The sequence below is a fragment of the Mesorhizobium sp. B3-1-9 genome, assembly GCF_006439595.1.
Classification (GTDB): Bacteria; Pseudomonadota; Alphaproteobacteria; order Rhizobiales; family Rhizobiaceae; genus Mesorhizobium.
Genome location: NZ_VFTJ01000023.1, coordinates 35868 through 53736, shown reverse-complemented (window position 1 = coordinate 53736; position 17869 = coordinate 35868). Strand labels below are relative to the sequence as shown.

The 17869-nt window shown below is 64.5% G+C and carries 19 protein-coding genes; 10 read left to right on the top strand and 9 right to left on the bottom strand.

The features are described 5' to 3' along the window. Positions 1-76 precede the first annotated feature (76 nt). Together FJW07_RS27795 and FJW07_RS27790 are read left to right on the top strand one after the other, a co-directional pair. A complete protein-coding gene (locus tag FJW07_RS27795) occupies positions 77-904 on the top strand; it encodes a class I SAM-dependent methyltransferase (RefSeq protein ID WP_140859485.1) in 828 nt (275 codons plus the stop codon). A 95-nt stretch (positions 905-999) separates the two neighbouring features. Then, complete coding sequence (locus FJW07_RS27790; RefSeq protein WP_140859484.1) at positions 1000-1503, top strand: hypothetical protein; 504 nt, start codon at positions 1000-1002, stop codon at positions 1501-1503. Here FJW07_RS27790 and FJW07_RS27785 read toward each other — a convergent pair. Beyond that, positions 1500-2039 carry an Lrp/AsnC family transcriptional regulator gene (locus FJW07_RS27785; protein ID WP_140859483.1) on the bottom strand — a complete coding sequence of 180 codons (540 nt, stop codon included), beginning with the start codon at positions 2037-2039 and terminating at the stop codon, positions 1500-1502. The two genes, FJW07_RS27790 and FJW07_RS27785, sit on opposite strands and share 4 nt — an antisense overlap. Positions 2040-2087: 48 nt before the next feature. On the opposite strand from FJW07_RS27785, the gene FJW07_RS27780 reads away from it, so the two are divergent. Together FJW07_RS27780 and FJW07_RS27775 are read left to right on the top strand one after the other, a co-directional pair. Continuing rightward, positions 2088-3272, top strand: coding sequence for an MFS transporter (locus FJW07_RS27780; protein ID WP_140705008.1), 1185 nt, complete (start codon positions 2088-2090; stop codon positions 3270-3272). 95 nt (positions 3273-3367) lie between these two features. Beyond that, positions 3368-3793 (top strand): GNAT family N-acetyltransferase, encoded by a 426-nt coding sequence (locus FJW07_RS27775; RefSeq protein WP_140646893.1) that lies wholly within the window; start codon positions 3368-3370, stop codon positions 3791-3793. Here FJW07_RS27775 and FJW07_RS27770 read toward each other — a convergent pair whose 3' ends face one another. Beyond that, entirely contained in the window at positions 3794-4909 is a 1116-nt protein-coding gene (locus FJW07_RS27770) for an anhydro-N-acetylmuramic acid kinase (RefSeq protein ID WP_140646892.1), read from the bottom strand. A gap of 189 nt (positions 4910-5098) precedes the next feature. Here FJW07_RS27770 and FJW07_RS27765 point away from each other — a divergent pair, with 189 nt between their 5' ends. The 5 genes from FJW07_RS27765 to FJW07_RS27745 all read left to right on the top strand — a co-directional run bounded on the left by FJW07_RS27765 (position 5099) and on the right by FJW07_RS27745 (position 10255). Continuing rightward, on the top strand, positions 5099-5788 hold the full coding sequence (locus FJW07_RS27765; protein ID WP_140785446.1) for an SDR family NAD(P)-dependent oxidoreductase: 690 nt from the start codon (positions 5099-5101) through the stop codon (positions 5786-5788). 200 nt (positions 5789-5988) lie between these two features. Further along, positions 5989-6825 (top strand): transporter substrate-binding domain-containing protein, encoded by an 837-nt coding sequence (locus tag FJW07_RS27760; RefSeq protein ID WP_181182737.1) that lies wholly within the window; start codon positions 5989-5991, stop codon positions 6823-6825. A 2-nt stretch (positions 6826-6827) separates the two neighbouring features. Beyond that, positions 6828-8375 carry a cation:dicarboxylase symporter family transporter gene (locus FJW07_RS27755; protein WP_246680883.1) on the top strand — a complete coding sequence of 516 codons (1548 nt, stop codon included), beginning with the start codon at positions 6828-6830 and terminating at the stop codon, positions 8373-8375. Further along, positions 8269-8982, top strand: a complete 714-nt coding sequence (locus FJW07_RS27750; RefSeq protein ID WP_246680886.1) for an amino acid racemase — start codon at positions 8269-8271, stop codon at positions 8980-8982. Before FJW07_RS27755 ends, FJW07_RS27750 begins: the two co-directional genes overlap by 107 nt. A gap of 253 nt (positions 8983-9235) precedes the next feature. Then, the gene (locus FJW07_RS27745; protein WP_140859481.1) at positions 9236-10255 is read left to right on the top strand and encodes an isopenicillin N synthase family oxygenase; all 1020 of its coding nucleotides are present in this window, start codon (positions 9236-9238) and stop codon (positions 10253-10255) included. Positions 10256-10475: 220 nt separating this feature from the next. Here FJW07_RS27745 and hpaH read toward each other — a convergent pair whose 3' ends face one another. Genes hpaH through FJW07_RS27720 form a run of 5 tightly spaced genes read right to left on the bottom strand, consistent with a single transcriptional unit; the run spans position 10476 to position 15081 of the window. Next, a complete protein-coding gene (gene hpaH / locus FJW07_RS27740; RefSeq protein ID WP_181182736.1) occupies positions 10476-11279 on the bottom strand; it encodes a 2-oxo-hept-4-ene-1,7-dioate hydratase in 804 nt (267 codons plus the stop codon). Further along, positions 11276-12151, bottom strand: a complete 876-nt coding sequence (locus FJW07_RS27735; protein ID WP_140859480.1) for a fumarylacetoacetate hydrolase family protein — start codon at positions 12149-12151, stop codon at positions 11276-11278. The genes hpaH and FJW07_RS27735 overlap by 4 nt, the downstream gene beginning before the upstream one ends. A 12-nt stretch (positions 12152-12163) precedes the next feature. Further along, positions 12164-13144, bottom strand: coding sequence for a 3,4-dihydroxyphenylacetate 2,3-dioxygenase (hpaD, locus tag FJW07_RS27730; RefSeq protein WP_140646886.1), 981 nt, complete (start codon positions 13142-13144; stop codon positions 12164-12166). Between the two features lie 12 nt (positions 13145-13156). After that, entirely contained in the window at positions 13157-14674 is a 1518-nt protein-coding gene (gene hpaE, locus FJW07_RS27725; RefSeq protein ID WP_140859479.1) for a 5-carboxymethyl-2-hydroxymuconate semialdehyde dehydrogenase, read from the bottom strand. 20 nt (positions 14675-14694) lie between these two features. Next, positions 14695-15081: a 5-carboxymethyl-2-hydroxymuconate Delta-isomerase gene (locus FJW07_RS27720; RefSeq protein ID WP_140859478.1), complete on the bottom strand. Its 387-nt coding sequence runs from the start codon at positions 15079-15081 to the stop codon at positions 14695-14697. A 221-nt stretch (positions 15082-15302) separates the two neighbouring features. Here FJW07_RS27720 and hpaR point away from each other — a divergent pair, with 221 nt between their 5' ends. Further along, entirely contained in the window at positions 15303-15707 is a 405-nt protein-coding gene (hpaR, locus tag FJW07_RS27715) for a homoprotocatechuate degradation operon regulator HpaR (RefSeq protein ID WP_246680882.1), read from the top strand. A 5-nt stretch (positions 15708-15712) separates the two neighbouring features. Here the strand turns inward: hpaR and FJW07_RS27710 are convergent, their stop codons facing one another. Together FJW07_RS27710 and FJW07_RS27705 are read right to left on the bottom strand one after the other, a co-directional pair. Further along, positions 15713-16222: a flavin reductase gene (locus FJW07_RS27710; RefSeq protein ID WP_140859476.1), complete on the bottom strand. Its 510-nt coding sequence runs from the start codon at positions 16220-16222 to the stop codon at positions 15713-15715. A 23-nt stretch (positions 16223-16245) separates the two neighbouring features. After that, entirely contained in the window at positions 16246-17790 is a 1545-nt protein-coding gene (locus FJW07_RS27705; RefSeq protein WP_140859493.1) for a 4-hydroxyphenylacetate 3-hydroxylase N-terminal domain-containing protein, read from the bottom strand. Between the last annotated feature and the right edge of the window lie 79 nt (positions 17791-17869).

Sequence of the window (17869 nt, the reverse complement as noted above, 5' to 3'; positions counted from 1 at the left end):
ACATTATCGTGGATAGTGGTTCGCGGAAAGCGGCCGTATTTCTTGCGTGACTTTGGAAGCCTGAAGGGAAATGGCAATGACCGATGAACTCGATCGCGTGCGCGATCACTATCGCGCGACCGGCCTGACCGATCGGTTGAAGACCGCGCTGGCGGTGTTTGGACCCGAGCAACAGCGGCTGAAGCCCGAGCAACTGGCGACCCTCGATCAGTTCCACACCCGCGGGCTGGCCGCGACGGCGGAGCTCGCCGATCTTGCCGTCATCACCGCCGACATGTCGGTGCTCGACGTCGGATCTGGCATCGGCGGGCCGGCTCGCTTCCTGGAGGCGACATATGGCTGCGCGGTGACCGGTGTCGATCTCAGCGAACCCTTCGTCGAGGCCGCGCACTATCTGACAGCGCGAACCGGGCAGGCCGGCCAAGTGTCGTTCGAAGCCGGTAGCGCTTTGTCGCTTCCCTTCGAGGATGGCCGTTTCGACGCCGCGCTTTTGCAGCATGTGGCGATGAACATCGCCGACCGGCCGTTGCTCTACCGCGAGGTCAGGCGCGTTTTGAAGCCGGGCGGAAAATTCGCCACATTCGACGTCGTGCTGAATGGTGGCGATCCGCTCTATCCGGTGCCCTGGGCGAAGACGCCGGGCGAAAGCTTCCTGTTGACGGCCGAGGCGACCTGCGAAGCGATCGAAGCCGCCGGCTTCGGCACGCTCGTCCGCCGTGACGACACGGCTGCCGCCAAGGCCTGGTTCGCCGAGCTCCGTGCCTCCGGCCCGCCGCCTTGGCTCAATCTCGGGGTCGTCATGGGCCAGGGTTTCGCCGAATTCGCCACCAACCTCGGGCGCAATCTCATGGAGGGACGGCTGGGCATTCTGACGGCTGTGTTTGAGGCCGTTCCGGTCAATTGAGCAATTCCAGGAAAATCGTTCGGCGGTCAGGCTCGGCGGTTTGGCCGTAGCCTTCCGTCCGGAATTGCGAAAAACCAACACTGAAGGAGGCGAAGATGTCACCAGCGATGATCTTCAACATCCACCTCGCGCTTGGCTATGTGCCGTGGCTGCTTTGCTTCGTCGCCTATATCTGGCCAAGGCTGAGGTCGATGGAGCCGATAGAGGCGCAGCGCGCGATAGCAACGCTGCACAGCTTCCGCTTCTTCGGCCTCGTCTTCCTCATCCCGGGCGTGGTCGGTCCCGACCTTGCTCCTGACTTCGCAAGCTTCGCCGCCTATGGCGACTTCGCCACCGGCCTGCTCGCCATGCTGGCGCTGCTCGCGGTGGCGAGGCCTGCGACCTTCTGGCCGTTGGTCGTCGCCTTCAACGTCGTGGGCGTGGTGGACCTTGTCGGCGACTACTATCTCGGCACCGTGCTCGACCTTCCTGGCCATGCCGGCCAGTTGGGCGCCACCTATGCGATCCCGATCCTCTACGTGCCGCTGCTGATGATCACGCATGTCGCGGCGTTCTATCTGCTGGCGCGTTCCAGGCGCCACCAGATCGCGGCGACTTAATAAACCGGTGTCGCCATGTGCTTCGGCGCCGGCCATTCGTTCGTGATCTCGGGCTGCACCGGCCGCTCGAGATAGGTCGAGAGCACCACATAGCTGCGCGTCGAGGTGACGCCGGGCGTGTCGTAGAGGCGGGCCAGCAGGCCCTCCAGCGCGCGCGTGTCCTCAGTGCGCACCTTGAGCAGCATGCAAGTGTCGCCGGCGACCGTATGGATCTCCTCGACCTCCGGATATTTGGAGACCGCCATCAGTTCCGGCGTCTTGCCCCAGCCTCTTGTGTCGATATGCACGAAGGCCAGCAGCGGCTTCTTCACCGCCCTCGGATCGATGATCGCCGAGGTGGCGCGGATGGCCCCGCTGCGCTTCAGCCGCTTGACCCGCTCATGCGCCGCCGGCGGCGACAGGCCGACGCGCTCGCCGAGATCGGCATAGCTGATCGTCGCGTCCTCGACGAGAACGCCTAATATCTTTCGGTCGATCGGGTCGATCTCGCGGACCGGATGCTTGTTCCGCTGAATGTCATCTGTTTCTGCGTCCATATGGAAATTCTCCTTTGATGCGGAATTCAATTCGGCCATTATGGAGATATGTCGAACACCAATCAATCTGCAATTATGACCCACGCGCCTCGGGCGCCGATACCGGCCGCCGCCTATCTGCTGACGGGCTGTATCGCCGTCATCGGCTCCAACTCGCTGGTTCTGGGACCGATCGCGCCGGCGGTGGCTGCATCATTCGGCGCCAGCGTGCCAGCGGTGATGACGGCTGCCGCCGCCTTCGGCCTCGGCACGTCGGCCAGCGCGCTCTTCCTTGCCCGCTACATCGACCGGATCGGCGCGCGCCGCATGCTGCAGGGCGCATTGCTGTTGCTGGCTCTGGCGCTCGTCGCCAGTGCTTTGGCGCCGACGGTCGTGTTGCTCGTCACGGCGCAACTCGTTGCCGGCATTGCCGCCGGCATCGCCATGCCGGCGATCTATGCCAGCTCGGCCGCGATCGCGCCGCCCGGCCGCGAGAGCGGCACCATCGGCGTGGTGCTGACCGGCTGGACGCTTTCGATGGTCGCCGGTGTCTCGCTGTCGGCCGTGATCGCCGATCTCATCCATTGGCGCGCCGTCTTCGCGGCCGTGGCGCTGCTGGCGGGAGCGGCCGTTGCCGGCCTTGCGATGAGTTCGCTGCACGACGTCAGGAAAAGCGGTCCGGCGCCGTCGCCGCTCGGCGCGCTCGCCGTTCCCGGCATCCTGCCGCTGCTCATTGCTTGCGGCGCCTTCATGACCGCCTTTTACGGCGTCTACGGCTATCTCGGCGACCATCTTCATGAAGCCCTCGGCGAGCCGGTCAGCGCCAACGGCCTGGCGGCGGTCGCCTACGGTCTCGGCTTCGGCGCGGCCGCTTTGCTCGATGGCGTCATCGACCGGCTCGGTGCGCGCCGTGTCATGCCGTTCGCCTATCTGCTGGTCGCCGCCGTCTATGTCGCCATCGCCTTGGCAAGCGCCGGCTTCGGCCTGCTGCTTGCGTCAATAGGCGTATGGGGTCTCGCCAACCATTTCGGGCTGAACGTGCTGGTCATGCGCCTCACCGCGCTCGATCCGGCGCGGCGCGGCACCATCATGGGTCTGAACAGCGCGGTCACCTATCTTGCCGTCACTGTCGGCACCGCAGGCTTCGGCCCGCTCTACACGACCCTCGGCTTCGCCAACTGCGCCTTGATCGCCGCGGGACTGATGCTGGTTGCGGCGGGCGCCGCGGCGTGGCGGCCGGCTGGTCCTCGATAACAGGCCTGCCTCACTCTTCGCTTCCGGCCGGAAATCCGTTTCGCACTTTTCCTGGGATTGCTCTAAGGCTGGCTTGCGAACCGGAGTCGCAGCCGATGAAGACGAGCCTCCAGATCACCGCCGAGCCCTTGCCGCAGGACCTCGCTTTCCTGAGCGGGAGCCTCACCGCCTTCAACGATGCCGATGTCGGCGCGTCAGGCAGGAAGGCGCTGGCGGTTATCGTGCGTGACGAACATGGTGTCATCGTCGCCGGCATTTCCGGCTACACCGCCTGGGGCTGGCTCTACGTGCAGTGGCTGTGGGTCGACGAAAGATTGCGCGGCCGGCGCGCAGCCGCCGGCATGCTCGACGCCGCCGAACGGGAAGCCATCGCACGCGGTTGTCACGGTGCCTGGATCGACACCTTCAACCCGGTCGCCGAAAAGGTCTATCGGCGTCAGGGCTACCAGCCGTTCGGCACGCTGCCTGACTTCCCCACCGGCCGCAGCCGCATCTTCCTGCAGAAGAAGCTGCCGTCCTGATCAGCCAGCCAGCTTTCCGCCGCGCATCGGCGCGGGCGCGCCGGTGGTGCTTGGAAAGCTGATCGGCAGGCCGCGCAGCACGCGCACGGCTAGGAAAGCAAAGCATTCCGCCTCCACCGCGTCGCCCTTCCAGCCCAACGTCTCGGCCTGCGCGACCTCGACGCCGGCGCGGCTTTCGAGCATTGCCATCATCGTCGGATTGTGGCGGCCGCCGCCGCTGACCGCCAGCCGCTTCGGCCGGCGCGGCAACAGGTCGAGCGCCTTGCCGACGGCTGACACGGTGAAGGCCGTCAGCAATGCTGCGCCGTCCTCCGCGCCGAGCCCCTCGGCCATCGCTGCGGTGAAGTCGAAGCGGTCGAGCGATTTTGGATAGGGTTTGGTGAGATACGGATGCTGCAGCAGCCGGGCGAGCCGCTCCTCGTCGACCTTGCCGGCAGCCGCCAGCTTGCCGTCGCGGTCCATCTCGCCGAGGCCTTTCGACTTGATGAAATCGTTGACCGGCGCATTGGCCGGGCCGGTGTCGAAGGCGACGATATTGTCCTTGCCGTCCCACCAGGTGATGTTGCCGACACCGCCGAGATTGAGCACGGCGGTGTCGCCGCTGGCGTCCGCCTCTTTAAGCAACGCGGCATGATAGGCCGCGGCTAGAGGCGCGCCTTGTCCGCCAGCCGCGACATCGGCCGAGCGGAAATCATAGGCGACCTTGGTGCCGAGCAGCGAGGCCATCAGCTCGCCATCGCCGAGCTGGCGGGTGCGGCCGATACGTCCCGGCTGCGGAGCGCGATGCAGCACGGTCTGGCCGTGGAAGCCGACGACGCCGATATCGGTCATTCGCATGCCCTGGCTCTCGACCAGATCCCTGACCGCCGCCGATTGCGCGCGCGTCAGCGCCTCCTCGGCTTCGCGAAAGATCGCCGGCTCCGGTCCCTCGAAATTCCAGGCGCGCGCCTGGCGCAGCGTCTCTTCGAGCAAGGTGCGGATCGACTGCGGGTAGGGGGCCAGCGTGTAGGTGCCGGTGTCGGCGATGCGTTCGCCATCGGTCTTGATCAGCGCCACGTCGATATTGCCGTCGAGCACCGTGCCGGTCATCAGGCCGACGGCCCAGATTGGTTCCATGGTCGTTCCTCGAATCGCCCTTCATCCACGTGTCGGATGGATCAGCCCCGCAGGCAAGTCTTTCGCCGCGCCCTTCCAGGTCGCCTTTTGCGCCAAATGGCGAAAATCGAGCAGCCACGTTCTTGCCTCTTGGCGCCAAAGGCGCGAGCCTGCGGGTTCGACATCGAGGTACCTCAAGGAGGAAACGTCATGGCAGCCAATGTTGCGGTGATCGCGGGCGCCGGCTCCGGGCTAAGCGCCTCGCTGGCGCGGCTTCTAGCCAAGGAGGGATTCCGCGTCGTCCTTGCCGCGCGTAACGTCGACAAGTTAGCGGCGCTGGTCAAGGAAACCGGCGCGCAAGCCGTCGAAACCGATGTGTCGGACGCTGCTTCCGTCGAGCACCTGTTCGAGGCGGCCGACAAGGAAGGCCCGCTCGAAATTGCCGTCTTCAACGCCAGCGGCCGCACGCGCGGCCCAATCGCCGAGCTCGATCCCGAGGCGGTCAAGCAAGCCCTGCTCGTCGGCGCCTATGGCGGCTTCCTTGTCGGCCAGCAGGCAGCGCGCCGGCTTCTGGCACGTGGTTCCGGCTCGATCCTGTTCACCGGCGCCAGCGCAAGCCTGAAAGGGTTCTCCGGCTCCGCCGGTTTCGCCATGCCGAAATTCGGCCTGCGCGGGCTGGCGCAATCGATGGCACGCGAGCTCGGCCCGAAGAACATCCATGTCGCGCATTTCATCATCGACGGCCAGATCGAGCCGGCCGGACAGGCGCCCGAGTCCGACCGGCCGGATCGTCGCCTCTCGCCCGATGCGATCGCCGAGACCTATCTCGCCGTCCATCGCCAGCATCGCAGCGCGTGGAGCTTCGAGGTCGAGTTGAGGCCGTGGGTCGAGACGTTCTGACGACCCATTGCGCGAAACGTACAGTAACACACCTCGATGCTGCTCATTATTTTAGAAAGTATGCATATTTCCTGACGCCGTTTTAGCGGTCTGCAATGTAAAAAAGCGCAAAATAAAATATACCTTTACTTAACTTCGGCATGCATACTGCGCGTTGTCAGATCTGTTGTCCGGCTCTCCTGCACGAATTGAGAATGGGCATGCCGCTTACACGTCGCACGCTGTTTGCAGCCGGAGGCGGAGGGCTGCTCATTGCGCAGGCGCAAGCCGCGGCCACGCCGGCCCAGGCGCAAGACGCTCCAAAACCCATCGTCAGCGACAACAAGCTGCGCATCGCCATGCCGGCCTTCGCGTCCGATCCGTTCTTTCCGGCCGACGGCTCGGGTGACAAGGGCATCGACATGGACCTGGCGCGCGGCATAGCCGCGGAGCTTGGCGTCGAACCGGTGTTCGACCGGTCCGCCGTGACCTTCGACGCCATGGTGCAAAAGCTGACTTCCGGTGAGGCGGACCTGGCGATCGGCAAGTTGAGCCGCACCCTTCAGCGCGGTCGCTCGATCCTCTATTCCCGGCCCTACGCCATGCTGCACCAGGGGTTGCTCGCCAACCGCGTGAACCTGGCGCGCATCGCGCAAGGCGAGCCGCCGGAGCAGATCATCCGCGATTTCTCCGGCGATCTCGGCGTCATCGAAGGCTCGTCTTTCGCCACCTATGCGGCCACCACGTTCCCGCGCGCGCAGATCCGACGCTTCGCGGGCTGGAATACGGTTGTCGATGCGATCCGCAACGGCGCGATCGACTTGGCCTATCGCGACGATTTCGAGATCAAGAAGCTGATGGTCGACGATCCCTCGATGACGGTCGTCGCGCGCTCGATCACGGTGACCGACAAGGTCGACACGATCGCGGTCGGCATCAGTCCGGACAATCCACATCTCGCGGCCTTCGTCGATCTCTATCTCGACCTGGCAAGGGGCCAGCAGGTCCTCAACACCGACGAGATCATCGCGCGCTACCGCCAGGGGAGCAAAGCCTGACAATGGCCGTCTCGGATGTAGCCGCACCCATGCCCTTCGATTGGCGCCTGGCGGCGAAGCGCATCCTGCGCTCGCCAGCGACGACGATCATCATGATCCTGGCCGGAATCCTGTGCGGCCTCTATTACCCGGCCTTCGCCCACGCGATCAGCCCCGTCGCGCAGATCTACCTGAATTTCCTCAAGATGGTCGTCCTGCCCTATCTGGTCTCGTCCGTCATCTTCTCCATCACCGCGATGGTTCAGGATCCGAAATCGGTCCGCTACCTCGGCAAGGTGGGCATAGCCGTGCTGGTCGTGTCGTTCCTCGCCGTGCTGGTGAGCGGCACCTATTCGCTGATCCTCAAGCCCGGCCAGATCGAGAACCCGCAGTCGCGCATCGAGCTCGGCGAATTCATCAATTCGCAAGGCAGCGTAGCCACCGATCTCGCATTTCCGTTCCAGCCGCCGCCGCTCACCGGGGATCCGAATGGCGGGCATTCGATCTTCATGGATCTGGTGCCGAACAACGTCTTCAACGCGCTGGCCTCGGGCCAGACCATCCAGGTCCTATTGTTCTGCCTGCTTTTCGGTCTGGCGATGGGCAAGATTCCGCAGCCCTCGTCGCTCAGCCTGTCGCAGGCGCTCAACGCGGTGTACCGGGCGTGCACGGTACTGACCAACTGGTTCGTCTGGGGATTGCCCTTTGCAACCTTCATCCTGATCGCCGACCAGACCGCGTCGACCGGCACCAAGCCGCTGATGCTGATGGGCGGCTATCTGCTGGTGATGGGTCTTTCCTGCCTGACATTTCTCGCCGGCGCGTTTGCAATTATCGCCATACGCTCGCGGCGGAGCTTCTGGGCCACGATCAAGACCTGCCAACCGCTTCTGATGGTGGCCATCACCACGCGCTCCTCGGTCGCCTCGCTGCCCTGGGTCATCAACCTGTTGAGCGAGCGGCTGCGCTTCAGCCTGGTGGTCGTCGAGCTGCTCGTGCCGCTGCAGGCGGCATTGCTGCGAACGGGCCCGGCTCTGGTCTACACTTCGGGCGTCCTGTTCATCGCCCAGCTCTACGGCCATCAATTGGCGATGCCGGACCTCTTGCTTGTCGGTATCGTCTCCGCGCTTCTGGCGCTGACCACCGGCGGCATGGGCAGCCTGCTCATCCTGTCACAGATGTCCATCGTCTGCGGCTATCTGAAGCTTCCTTTCGAGGCGGCGTTCGCCCTGTTCGTCGCGGTCGACGCGGCTGTCGATACGTTCATGACGCTGTCCAGCGTCTGCACCGTCGCGGCGAGCACGGCGATGATCGCGCCCAGCCACAGGGAGACGACGCAATCTGAAGAACCCGTCGCGGGCGAGTTCGAAGCCGAGCCGCCCGATGATCGACGACAGCATCCGCCCCCAGCTTGGCATCATTGGCGGTCTCGGGCCGCTGGCATCGGCGGACTTCTATTTCAAGCTGACCCGGATGACCGAAGCGCTCGGCGACAACGAGCATGTGCCTTCCGTCATCCTCAGCGTGCCGCAACTGCCCGACAGGACCGAGGCGATCCTTGGCAACCATGACGGACCGCTGGCGCCGCTGCAGGCCGTGGTCTCGACGCTCAACGAGCTCGGCGTCGCCTGTATCGCCATGCCCTGCAACACCGCACATCATTGGTACGATCGATTGGCGGCGAACTCGCGGGCCGAGATCATCCATATCGGCGACGCGGCGGTGGCGGAAATCCGTCGCGGCCTGGATCGCGGCAGGGTCGCGAATCTCGCAACCCGGGGCACGCTGGCCTCCGGCTTCTACCAGGACAGGGTATCGGCGGCGGGTTTCGAGCTTTGCCTTCCGCGAGGCACGGAGTTCCAGGAGCGCGTCGACAGCGCCATCGGCCTCGTCAAGGCCGGCTCGATCGCGCAGGCCGCGGCCGAGACCGAACGGGCGCTTCATCTCGCGCAACTGGCTGGCGCCGATGCAGCACTTCTCGGCTGCACCGAACTGTCGGTGGTGGCGGCCAACCTCGGCGACACGAACGGATTGATCGTCATCGACAGCAACGCCGCCCTGGCGCGGGCCAGCCTGACGCGATTGGGCTTCGGCATTCAGGAAGCGCGAGGCCTGCCGACGGTGCTGCGGCCAACGGCGCATGACCGGCTGCCCTGGCGCGCCGCGCAACGCGTCTGATGCGCGCTGCCGCCCGGTAGAAATGCCTGATTTGCGTCGGCCGAAGCCCATTTGAACGCGATTTGCCGCAAAACCCGGGAATTGAGCGCCGGCTTGCGCCGTTTTCAATGAGATTGGTCGGCGCGTTTCTTCACCCGCAATGGCGCGCATGGCATCTTGCGGCAGGAGCGCTAGAGCAATTCCAAGGAAAGTGTGCAGCGGTTTTCCGTCCGGAATTGCGAAAGACAAGAGTTACCGTAGGAGGAGCCTGTCCATGCCCAGAATAATTCCGGTGCTCGATCTCGATCGCTTGGAGCAGGGACCGTCGGAGCTTCGAACTTTTCTGTTTGACTTGCGCACAGCCGCCCGCGACGTCGGCTTCTTCTATCTCAGCGGCCACGGCATCACCCAACCGGAGATCGATGCGGTGCTGGGCGCCGCCCGCCGCTTCTTCGCTCTGCCGGAGGCCGACAAGCTCGGCATCGAAATGGTGAAGTCGCCGCAGTTCCGTGGCTATACGCGCGCCGGCGGCGAACTGACCAGGGGCAAGGCCGACTGGCGCGAGCAGCTCGACATCGGCGTCGAGCGTCCGACCATTGCGCAGGGTCCGGGAGTGCCGGCCTGGACGCGGCTGCAGGGTCCGAACCAGTGGCCGGCCGCATTTCCCGATCTGAAGCCCGCGCTGCTCGCCTGGCAGGCAAAGGCGACCGACGTGGCGATCCGGCTGCTCAAGGCTTTCGCGGCGTCGCTCGATCAGCCGGAGGACGCTTTCGATCCGATCTATCGCGGCGAACCGAACCATCGCATGAAGATCGTGCGCTATCCCGGCCGCGACGCCACCGGCGACGACCAGGGCGTCGGCGCGCACAAGGATGGCGGGTTCCTGACCCTCCTGCTGCAGGACGAGAACAAGGGCCTGCAGGTCGAATATGACGGCAGCTGGGTCGATGTCGACCCGATCCCGCAGACGCTTGTCGTCAACATCGGCGAACTGCTCGAGCTCGCCTCGAACGGCTATCTCAGGGCTACCGTGCATCGCGTCGTCACGCCGCCGGCCGGCGTCGAGCGCATTTCGGTTCCGTTCTTCTTCAGCGCCCGGCTCGACGCGACGATCCCGCTTCTCGACCTGCCCGAGGAATTGGCGGCCGAAGCGCGCGGCCCGGCTAGCGACCCTGACAATCCGCTCTTCCGCAACGTCGGGATCAATGTGCTGAAAAGCCGGCTGAGGTCGCACCCCGACGTGGCGCGGCGTCACTATGCCGATCTGTTGGAAAAAGCATCGGCCACTGGCTGAAGATTTCGCGCAGTTCGAGCGAGATTTTTTCGCAATTTCGATCTTTTTTGGAATTCCGTTCGTGGAAAATACACCGTTCAGGCCCCAAATAACAACCATCGCTCGGTGTTTTCCTCCCATTGCGCCGGGCGATGTTCCCCTCTGAAGGTTATGACCTTCATACTTGGCCGGGCCGCTCTCGCGCCCGGCCTTTTTCCTTCCTGTGCTGGGAATAAGCCGATCAGGCGAAGCCTACGCGGATGGTTCCGTATGGCCCGAAATCCGAGACGATCTCGTCGCCATGCCGGCATTCGACCGGCCGGATGAAGGAGCCCGACAGCACGACCTGGCCGGCTTCGATGCGCATGCCGTATTGATGCAGCCGGTTGGCGAGCCAGACGATGCCTTTCGCCGGATGGTCGAGCACGCCGGCGCCGAGCCCCGTTTCCTCCACCTCGCCGTTGCGCGACACGATGGCGCCGATCCAGCGCAGATCCGCCTCGCGCGGCCCGGCCGAACGGCCGCCGACGACGATGCCGGCATTGGCGGCATTGTCCGAGATCGTGTCGAAGAAGGTCCTGATCTTGCCGGTCTCCTTGTTCATCCGCTCGATGCGGGTGTCGAGGATTTCAAGCGCAGGCGTGATGTGATCGGTGGCGTCGAGCACATCGTCGATCGAAATATCCGGACCGGCCAAAGGCACCTTCATGACGAAGGCGATCTCGGCCTCGATACGCGGCTGGATGAAACGATCGGCCGGCACCGTGCCGCCGTCCGCGAAGAACATGTCGTCGAACAGAATCCCGGAATCGGGAATGTCGATGCTGAGCGCCGACTGCATCGCCTTCGAGGTCAGGCCGATCTTCCAGCCCTTGATCGTCAGTCCCGATGCGGCCTTCCGCTTCACCAGCGCCGCCTGCACGCGATAGGCGTCGTCCATCGTCGCCTGAGGAAAATCGAGGCTGAGCAGCCTGATCTGCCGGCGGTCGCGCTCGGCTTCGAACAGCCGCTGTGCGGCGGCCTCGACTTGGCTTTCCGTCATCATCGGCCGGTTCCCTCGTCGGCGACGCCGTTGCGAAGCAGGCCGATGCCGTCAGCCTCAACCTCGATCACATCGCCCGGCTTCAGCCAGACCGGCGGGTCGAAGCGGGCGCCGGCGCCCGTTGGCGTGCCGGTGACGATGACATCGCCCGGCACCAGCGTGGTGAAGGTCGAGATGTAGTTGATGATCTTGGCGAACGAAAAGATCATGCGCCCGGTGCGGTCCTGCTGGCGCAGTTCGCCGTTGACGCGGGTGGTCAGCGAAATGTCGGCGATCTGAGCCCCATCGGTGAACGGCACCAGCCAGGGACCGATCGAGCCGGTCCGATCGAAATTCTTGCCTTGGGTGACGTTGAACTTGGCGTGACGCACCCAGTCGCGGATCGTGCCTTCGTTGCACAGCGAGAGCGCCGCGATATGGCCGAGCGCATCGGCTTCGGCGATGCGTCGCCCGCCCTTGCCGATGACGACGACGACCTCGCCCTCATAGTCGAGCTGTGGTGATTCCGGTGGCCGCACCAACGGCGCGCCATGGCCGACGAAGGAACGCGGGAAGCGGATGAACAGCGACGGGTTCGAAGGCGCCGCCTGCCCGTCCTTGTACTCCTCGTTGCGGTCCGGATAGTTGACGCCGACGCAGATGATCTTTTCAGGTGAGGGGATCGGGATTTCGTAGGCGATGTCCTTGACGCTGAAATCGGCTGCTAGACCCTCGGCCTCTTCGGCGAGTTTGCCGAGAGCGCCGGCCTCGATCACTTCGCGCAGCGTCGGCCATTCGGGATGACGCGCCGAGAGGTCGACGACACCCTTGTCGGTGATGGCGCCGTAGCGCGTCTTGCCGCCGGCGGTGAAGGTGGCGAAGCGTCCCGCGCTCATGCTGATGCTCCGTTAAGGCGCCACGATCGGCGAGGCCGCCAGATCGGACTTGCGCGGCTCGACACCCGCGAAAACGCTGCCTTCCTCGAACCAGCTTCGCGGCGCCGGCGCGCCCCACAGCGTCTGGCGCTGCGGGTCCTTGAGGTCCCATCTGATCGGCTCGAGATCGGGATCGACCGTCTGGTAGTCCGAGCAATAGATCTCGATGCGATGGTTGTCCGGGTCGCGGATGTAGAGGAAGAAGGCGTTGGAGATGCCGTGCCGTCCAGGCCCGCGCTCGATGTTGCCGACATAGCCGGTGGTTGCCATCAGGTCGAGCAGGTCGATGATGTTGAGCGGCGTCGGCACCCAGAAGGCGACATGATGCAAGCGCGGGCCGAGGCCGTTGGTGAAGGCGATGTCGTGCACGCCGCCCTTGCGGTGCGTCCAGGCGGCCCACAGTTTTCCGGTCTCGGCATCCTCGGTGTATTCGGTCACGCGGAAGCCGAGCTCGTTGTAGAAGGCAACCGATTCATCGACATTCGGCGAGAAGCAGTTGAAGTGGTCGATGCGCAGCGGCTTCACGCCCTTGTAAAGCGCGTATTTCTGGTGGATCGGCGGCAGCCGCTCCATCTTCGAATAGAATTCGAGCGGGATGCCGTGCGGGTCACGGGTGCGGAAGGTGCGCGACTGGTACGGCCGCTCGACCCACTCCACCGGCAAGCCCTTGGCTTTGAAGAAATGCTCGGCCTTGTCGAGGTCCTCGTCGGAGAAGACCTTGAAGCCGAGCTCGCGCGCTTCCGGCGCCGTCGCCTTGCGCAGCACGATGCAGTGATGGCCGCGCTCTTCCATGGCGCGCAGATAGATGGCACCGCTGGTCTCGTCCGTCACCTGCAGGCCGAGCGTGTCGACATAGAAGGCGCGGGATTTCGCCAGGTCGGTGACGGCGAGCTCGACATGGCTGAGCCGCACGATGTTGAAGGCAGGGTAAAGGTTGGGTTGGGGCAGGGCCATCTGTGTCTCCGGTCAGCCGCCGAGCTTCTGGATCGAATGCGGCGCCGTGGCGAACGCAATGTTCTTGGTTTCCATGTAGAAGTCGAACGACCAGTCGCCGCCGTCGCGGCCGATGCCGGAGCTCTTGACGCCGCCGAACGGCGTCGGCAGATGCCGCACATTCTCCGAATTCACCCAGATCATGCCGGCGTCGAGCGCGTCGGTGAAGCGCAGCGCGCGGGTGACGTCGGAGGTCCATAAATAGCCGGTGAGCCCATATTGCGTGTCGTTGGCCAGAGCCAGCGCATCGGCCTCGTCTTTGAACGGGATCGCCGTCAGCACCGGCCCGAAGATTTCCTCCTGGGCGATGCGCATCTTGTTGGTGGCGCCGACGAACAATGTCGGGCTGACATAGCAGCCGCCGCCAGGCCCCGCGAACTTGCCGCCGCCGGCGGCGACCACCGCGCCTTCCGATTTGCCGATCTCGATATAGGAGAGCACCTTTTCCTCATGCACCGGATGGATCAGCGGGCCGACCACCGTCTCGGGATCCAGCGGATGACCGATTTTGATGCGCTTGGCTTTCTCAGCCACCATATCGGTGAATTTATCGTGGACGGACGCCTCGACCAGCAGGCGCGAGGACGAGGTGCAGCGTTCGCCGTTCAGCGAATAGATCATGAAGACGGCGGCGTCCGCCGCGCGTTCCAGGTCGGCGTCGGCGAAGACGATGACCGGGTTCTTGCCGCCGAGCTCGAAATGCACGCGCTTCAGCGTTTCGGCGCCCTGCTTCATGATCATCGAGCCGGTGCGGCTTTCGCCCACGAAGCCGATCGCCTTGATGTCGGGGTGCTCGGTCAGCGCCCGGCCGGCATCCTCGCCGAAGCCGTTGACCAGATTCCACACGCCCCTGGGCAGGCCGGCTTCCTCCGCGATCTCGACCAGCAGCCGTGCCGTCAGCGGCGACAGCTCCGCCGGCTTGTGCACGATAGTGCAGCCGGCGGCCAGCGCCGGCGCGATCTTCCAGGTCGACAGCATGAAGGGCGTGTTCCACGGCGTGATCACGCCGACCGGGCCGATCGGCACGCGCGTCGTCAGATTGAGCTGATTCGGCGCTCTCAGCGAGCGGCCGTCACGCGCTTCCGGCGCGCGGTCGGCATAGAAGCGGAAGTTCTCGGCGCCGCGCAACGCCGCCTTGGCCATGAATTTCAGCGACTGCCCGGTGTCCATGCATTCGACGAAGGCGATCTCTTCGGCGCGCGCGACGATGGCGTCCGCTATTCTATGCAGCAGCTTCTTGCGTGCGTCGCCGGATATCGCCGCCCAGTCCTTGAAGGCAGCCTTGGCCGCTTTTGCCGCGCGGTCGATGTCGGCTGCCTTGCCGCGTGCCACGGTGGCAATCTGCTTGAGGTCGACGGGCGAAAGCGTCTCGAAGGTCGAGCCGTCCGCGGCAGGCACCGCTTCGCCGCCGATCTGGTTGAGCACGCCATCCTTCCGGAAGCGTTCCAGATAGGCCTCGGCCTTTCTCAGATTGTCGTCCAATGCCGCCATGATTTCTTTCCCGTTCTAGATCACTTGCCACGCAGGCGCGGATGGATGGCGTTCTTCTTCCAGCTCAGTTCGGCGTCGATCTCACGGATCTCCAGCGACAGCGCGAAATGCGGCGTGGCAAACAGCGATGCCAGGTGATCCGTCACGGTCGCGAAGATCGCCTCGCCGGCGCTCTTCTTTTCCGCCGCGCTGCGGCCCTTGCCGATGCGGAAATTCATGTCGATGAAGCCGTTCTCCGGCAGCCGGTCGGCAATCGCGTAGGCTTCGGCGCGGAAGGCTCGTACCCGGACAGCGCCCGGTTCGAACAGCCCGGTTTCGAGAATGGTTCGCGAGACCAGCGCGCAAAGCTCGCCCATGTCGACCTTCGCGTCGAGATTGGCCGAATATTCGATCGCCATATGGGGCAAGGTTTCCTCCACCTTGTAGTTAACATGTGAATTACATCTTGACGACCGAATGTCAAGCGTCGTTCTCTGCGCGGATGCAGCTCCCGGGTGGGATTGCCGCTCTCGGCAAAATCGCGGATATAGCTGCGATCCGGGCCCTAATCCTTGTTGCGAGTCGTACTGGTCTGGAATTTTTCGGAGACCTGATTTTGCTACCGCCCAGCACCCGCCGCTCCTTGCCCATGGCTCTGCTTCGCGCCCGCGAAGTGATCATGGCGCATTTCCGGCCGATGCTTGCACGCCACGATATCACCGAGCAGCAATGGCGCGTGCTGCGCGTGCTGGCCGAAACCGGGCCGCTGGAGGCGACTGAGCTCGCCAACCGCGCCTCGATCCTGCCGCCGAGCCTCACCCGCATCATCAAGGCGATGGAACAGCGGGAGTTCATCACCCGCAACAAGGTCAAGGATGACGGCCGCCGCGCCTTGCTCGCCATCAGCCCGGCCGGCGTGGCCTTGATCGAGGAACTGGCGCCCGAGCGGGTCGCCATCTACGACGCCATCGAGAAGCGCTACGGCGCCGAAGAGCACGAGCGCCTGCTCGACATGCTGGAGAGCCTGATCCAGTCGGAGTCGGTGGACGGCTGAGAAGCCTACCCTCCAAAACTCCCCACCGCGCTCGGCTGCATGAAGTTGCGCCCGACATAGAGCAGCGCCGCCTCGTCGCTGCCGCGGCGAATGTCGACGACGCGGCCGAACATCACGTTGTGCGTGCCGACCTTGTTCACCGCGCCGATCTCGCAATCGAAGCTGACGATGGCGTCGAGCAGCGCCGGCATGCCGGATGGCATCGTCTGCCAGCGCGCGGCTTGATAGCGCTCGGCCATGTCGCGGATCGCGCCGGCGAATTTTGCCGCCAGATGCATGTGCGATTGGGTCAGCACGTTGACGCAGAAGCGTTGGTTGGCGAGGAACATGCCGGTCTGCGCCGAACGCTCGTTCATGCAGACCAGCAGCGTCGGCGGATCGTCGGAGACGCTGCACATGGCGGTCGCGGTGAAGCCGCCGCGCCCGGCCGGACCGTCCGTGGTGACGATGTTGACCGGCGCGCAGACCCGCGCCATGGCCTCGCGGAATTCCAGCCTCGCGACTTGTGTTGTCATGGCCGCTTCCATCGCCGGCCCCGTCAGTTGGGCTGGGCGGCAATCGGCGGCAGCCAGGTGTCGCCGGTCCAGCCCTTTTCGTCATAGTCGGCCATGCATTGGTCGACCAGTTCCTCCATCTGCTTCAGCCGGCCCCCGCGCTCGGCGCCCTTCAGCACCTGCAGCCGCACCTCTTCCGGCGCACCTGCATAGTTGAGCTCGTAGAGCGCGTGGCGGCCGCCGAATTCGGTGCCGGTCGCGTCCCATAACAGCTTCATGATCTTGATGCGCTCGACATGGCCCATGTCGTCGGAGCCGCGCACATATTGCGCGAGATAGCGGTCGATCTCGGGATTGTCGAAGTCGCGCGCCGAGGACGGCAGATAGATCAGCCCCGAGGCGATCACCCGGCGCACCGTGTCGATGACGCGCGGATACGCTTCCGACATGAAGGTCCGGTAGGCGAGCGCGGCCTCGAGATTGGGCAGCACCGCGCCGTTCGCCCACGGTATCGGATTGTGCGCCATCGCATTGGAAAAGCTCCAGAACATGTGGCGCAGCGCAATCACCTCGCCGAGCGCCGCCTGGTTGCCGCGAAAGGCATCGCCGCCTGTCGCCCGCAGCGCCTTGGCGAGCAGTCCGGCGAGGAAGTCGAGCTTGACGGCGAAGCGCGTGCAGCCCTGGAAGCAATAGCCATGCATGAAGCCCGACGCCGGATGGAAGGACAGGATCTTCTGCGCATCGCGCAGCACCAGCACGTCCTCCCAGGGGATGAAGACGTTGTCGAGCACCAGGATCGCGTCGTTCTCGTCGAAGCGCGACGACAGCGGATAGTCGAAGGGATGGCCGACTGTGTTGGCCGTCTGCTCATAGGAGACACGGCAGAACATCTTTATGCCAGGCGCATTCATCGGCACGATGAACATCACCGACAGCGATGGATCTTCCGTCACTGTCGCCGAGCTCTGCGCCAGGAAATTGTAGTGGGTGAGCGCCGACGACGTCGCCACCACCTTGGCGCCGGACACCCAGATGCCGGCGTCGTTCTCCTTGGTGATGTGCACGAACACGTCCTTCACCTGCTCGGCCGGCTTGTGGCGATCGATCGGCGGGTTGACGATGGCGTGGTTCATGAACAGGACCGCCTCCTGGGCCCGCTTGTGCCAGGCGCGCGCATTGTCCTTGAACGGGCCGTACCATTCGGCATTGGCGCCGAGCGTGTTCATCAGCGCCGCCTTGTAGTCGGCGGTGCGACCCATCCAGCCATAGGTCATGCGCGCCCAATGCGCGATCGCGCTTTGCTGCGCGGCAAGATCGGCAGGGGAATGGGCGACGCGGAAATATTTGTGGGTGTAGCCGCCCGAGCCGGTATCGGTCGGCGAGGTCAGCACAGGCTGCTGGTTCGGATCGTGCAGCGCGTCGTAGAGGCGGGCCAGCGAACGCACCGAATTGCGCATTGCCGGATGGCTGGTGACATCGGCCACCCGTTCGCCATTGATGTAGACCTCGCGCCCGTCGCGCAGGCTCGCCAGATATTCGGTGCCCGTGAACGGCCGCGAATTGTCGGCCCGGAATTCTTCCGATCGCATCATGATCCTCCCTTGGATTGTTGGAGAGTAGCCGCAAGCCGCCGGATGGTTTATGGACGAAAGCGCAAAACCGATTGGA

Excerpts from the sequence above, each read along its gene's own strand:
- FJW07_RS27775 (WP_140646893.1), top strand. The coding sequence starts at position 3,368 with ATGAAGACGAGCCTCCAGATCACCGCCGAGCCCTTGCCGCAGGACCTC.
- FJW07_RS27735 (WP_140859480.1), bottom strand. The coding sequence starts at position 12,151 with ATGAGCGCGGGACGCTTCGCCACCTTCACCGCCGGCGGCAAGACGCGC.
- FJW07_RS27790 (WP_140859484.1), top strand. The coding sequence starts at position 1,000 with ATGTCACCAGCGATGATCTTCAACATCCACCTCGCGCTTGGCTATGTG.
- FJW07_RS27795 (WP_140859485.1), top strand. The coding sequence starts at position 77 with ATGACCGATGAACTCGATCGCGTGCGCGATCACTATCGCGCGACCGGC.
- FJW07_RS27710 (WP_140859476.1), bottom strand. The coding sequence starts at position 16,222 with ATGACAACACAAGTCGCGAGGCTGGAATTCCGCGAGGCCATGGCGCGG.
- FJW07_RS27760 (WP_181182737.1), top strand. The coding sequence starts at position 5,989 with ATGCCGCTTACACGTCGCACGCTGTTTGCAGCCGGAGGCGGAGGGCTG.
- hpaH (WP_181182736.1), bottom strand. The coding sequence starts at position 11,279 with ATGATGACGGAAAGCCAAGTCGAGGCCGCCGCACAGCGGCTGTTCGAA.
- FJW07_RS27745 (WP_140859481.1), top strand. The coding sequence starts at position 9,236 with ATGCCCAGAATAATTCCGGTGCTCGATCTCGATCGCTTGGAGCAGGGA.
- hpaR (WP_246680882.1), top strand. The coding sequence starts at position 15,303 with ATGGCTCTGCTTCGCGCCCGCGAAGTGATCATGGCGCATTTCCGGCCG.
- FJW07_RS27755 (WP_246680883.1), top strand. The coding sequence starts at position 6,828 with ATGGCCGTCTCGGATGTAGCCGCACCCATGCCCTTCGATTGGCGCCTG.
- FJW07_RS27705 (WP_140859493.1), bottom strand. The coding sequence starts at position 17,790 with ATGCGATCGGAAGAATTCCGGGCCGACAATTCGCGGCCGTTCACGGGC.
- hpaD (WP_140646886.1), bottom strand. The coding sequence starts at position 13,144 with ATGGCCCTGCCCCAACCCAACCTTTACCCTGCCTTCAACATCGTGCGG.
- hpaE (WP_140859479.1), bottom strand. The coding sequence starts at position 14,674 with ATGGCGGCATTGGACGACAATCTGAGAAAGGCCGAGGCCTATCTGGAA.
- FJW07_RS27780 (WP_140705008.1), top strand. The coding sequence starts at position 2,088 with ATGTCGAACACCAATCAATCTGCAATTATGACCCACGCGCCTCGGGCG.
- FJW07_RS27770 (WP_140646892.1), bottom strand. The coding sequence starts at position 4,909 with ATGGAACCAATCTGGGCCGTCGGCCTGATGACCGGCACGGTGCTCGAC.
- FJW07_RS27765 (WP_140785446.1), top strand. The coding sequence starts at position 5,099 with ATGGCAGCCAATGTTGCGGTGATCGCGGGCGCCGGCTCCGGGCTAAGC.
- FJW07_RS27785 (WP_140859483.1), bottom strand. The coding sequence starts at position 2,039 with ATGGACGCAGAAACAGATGACATTCAGCGGAACAAGCATCCGGTCCGC.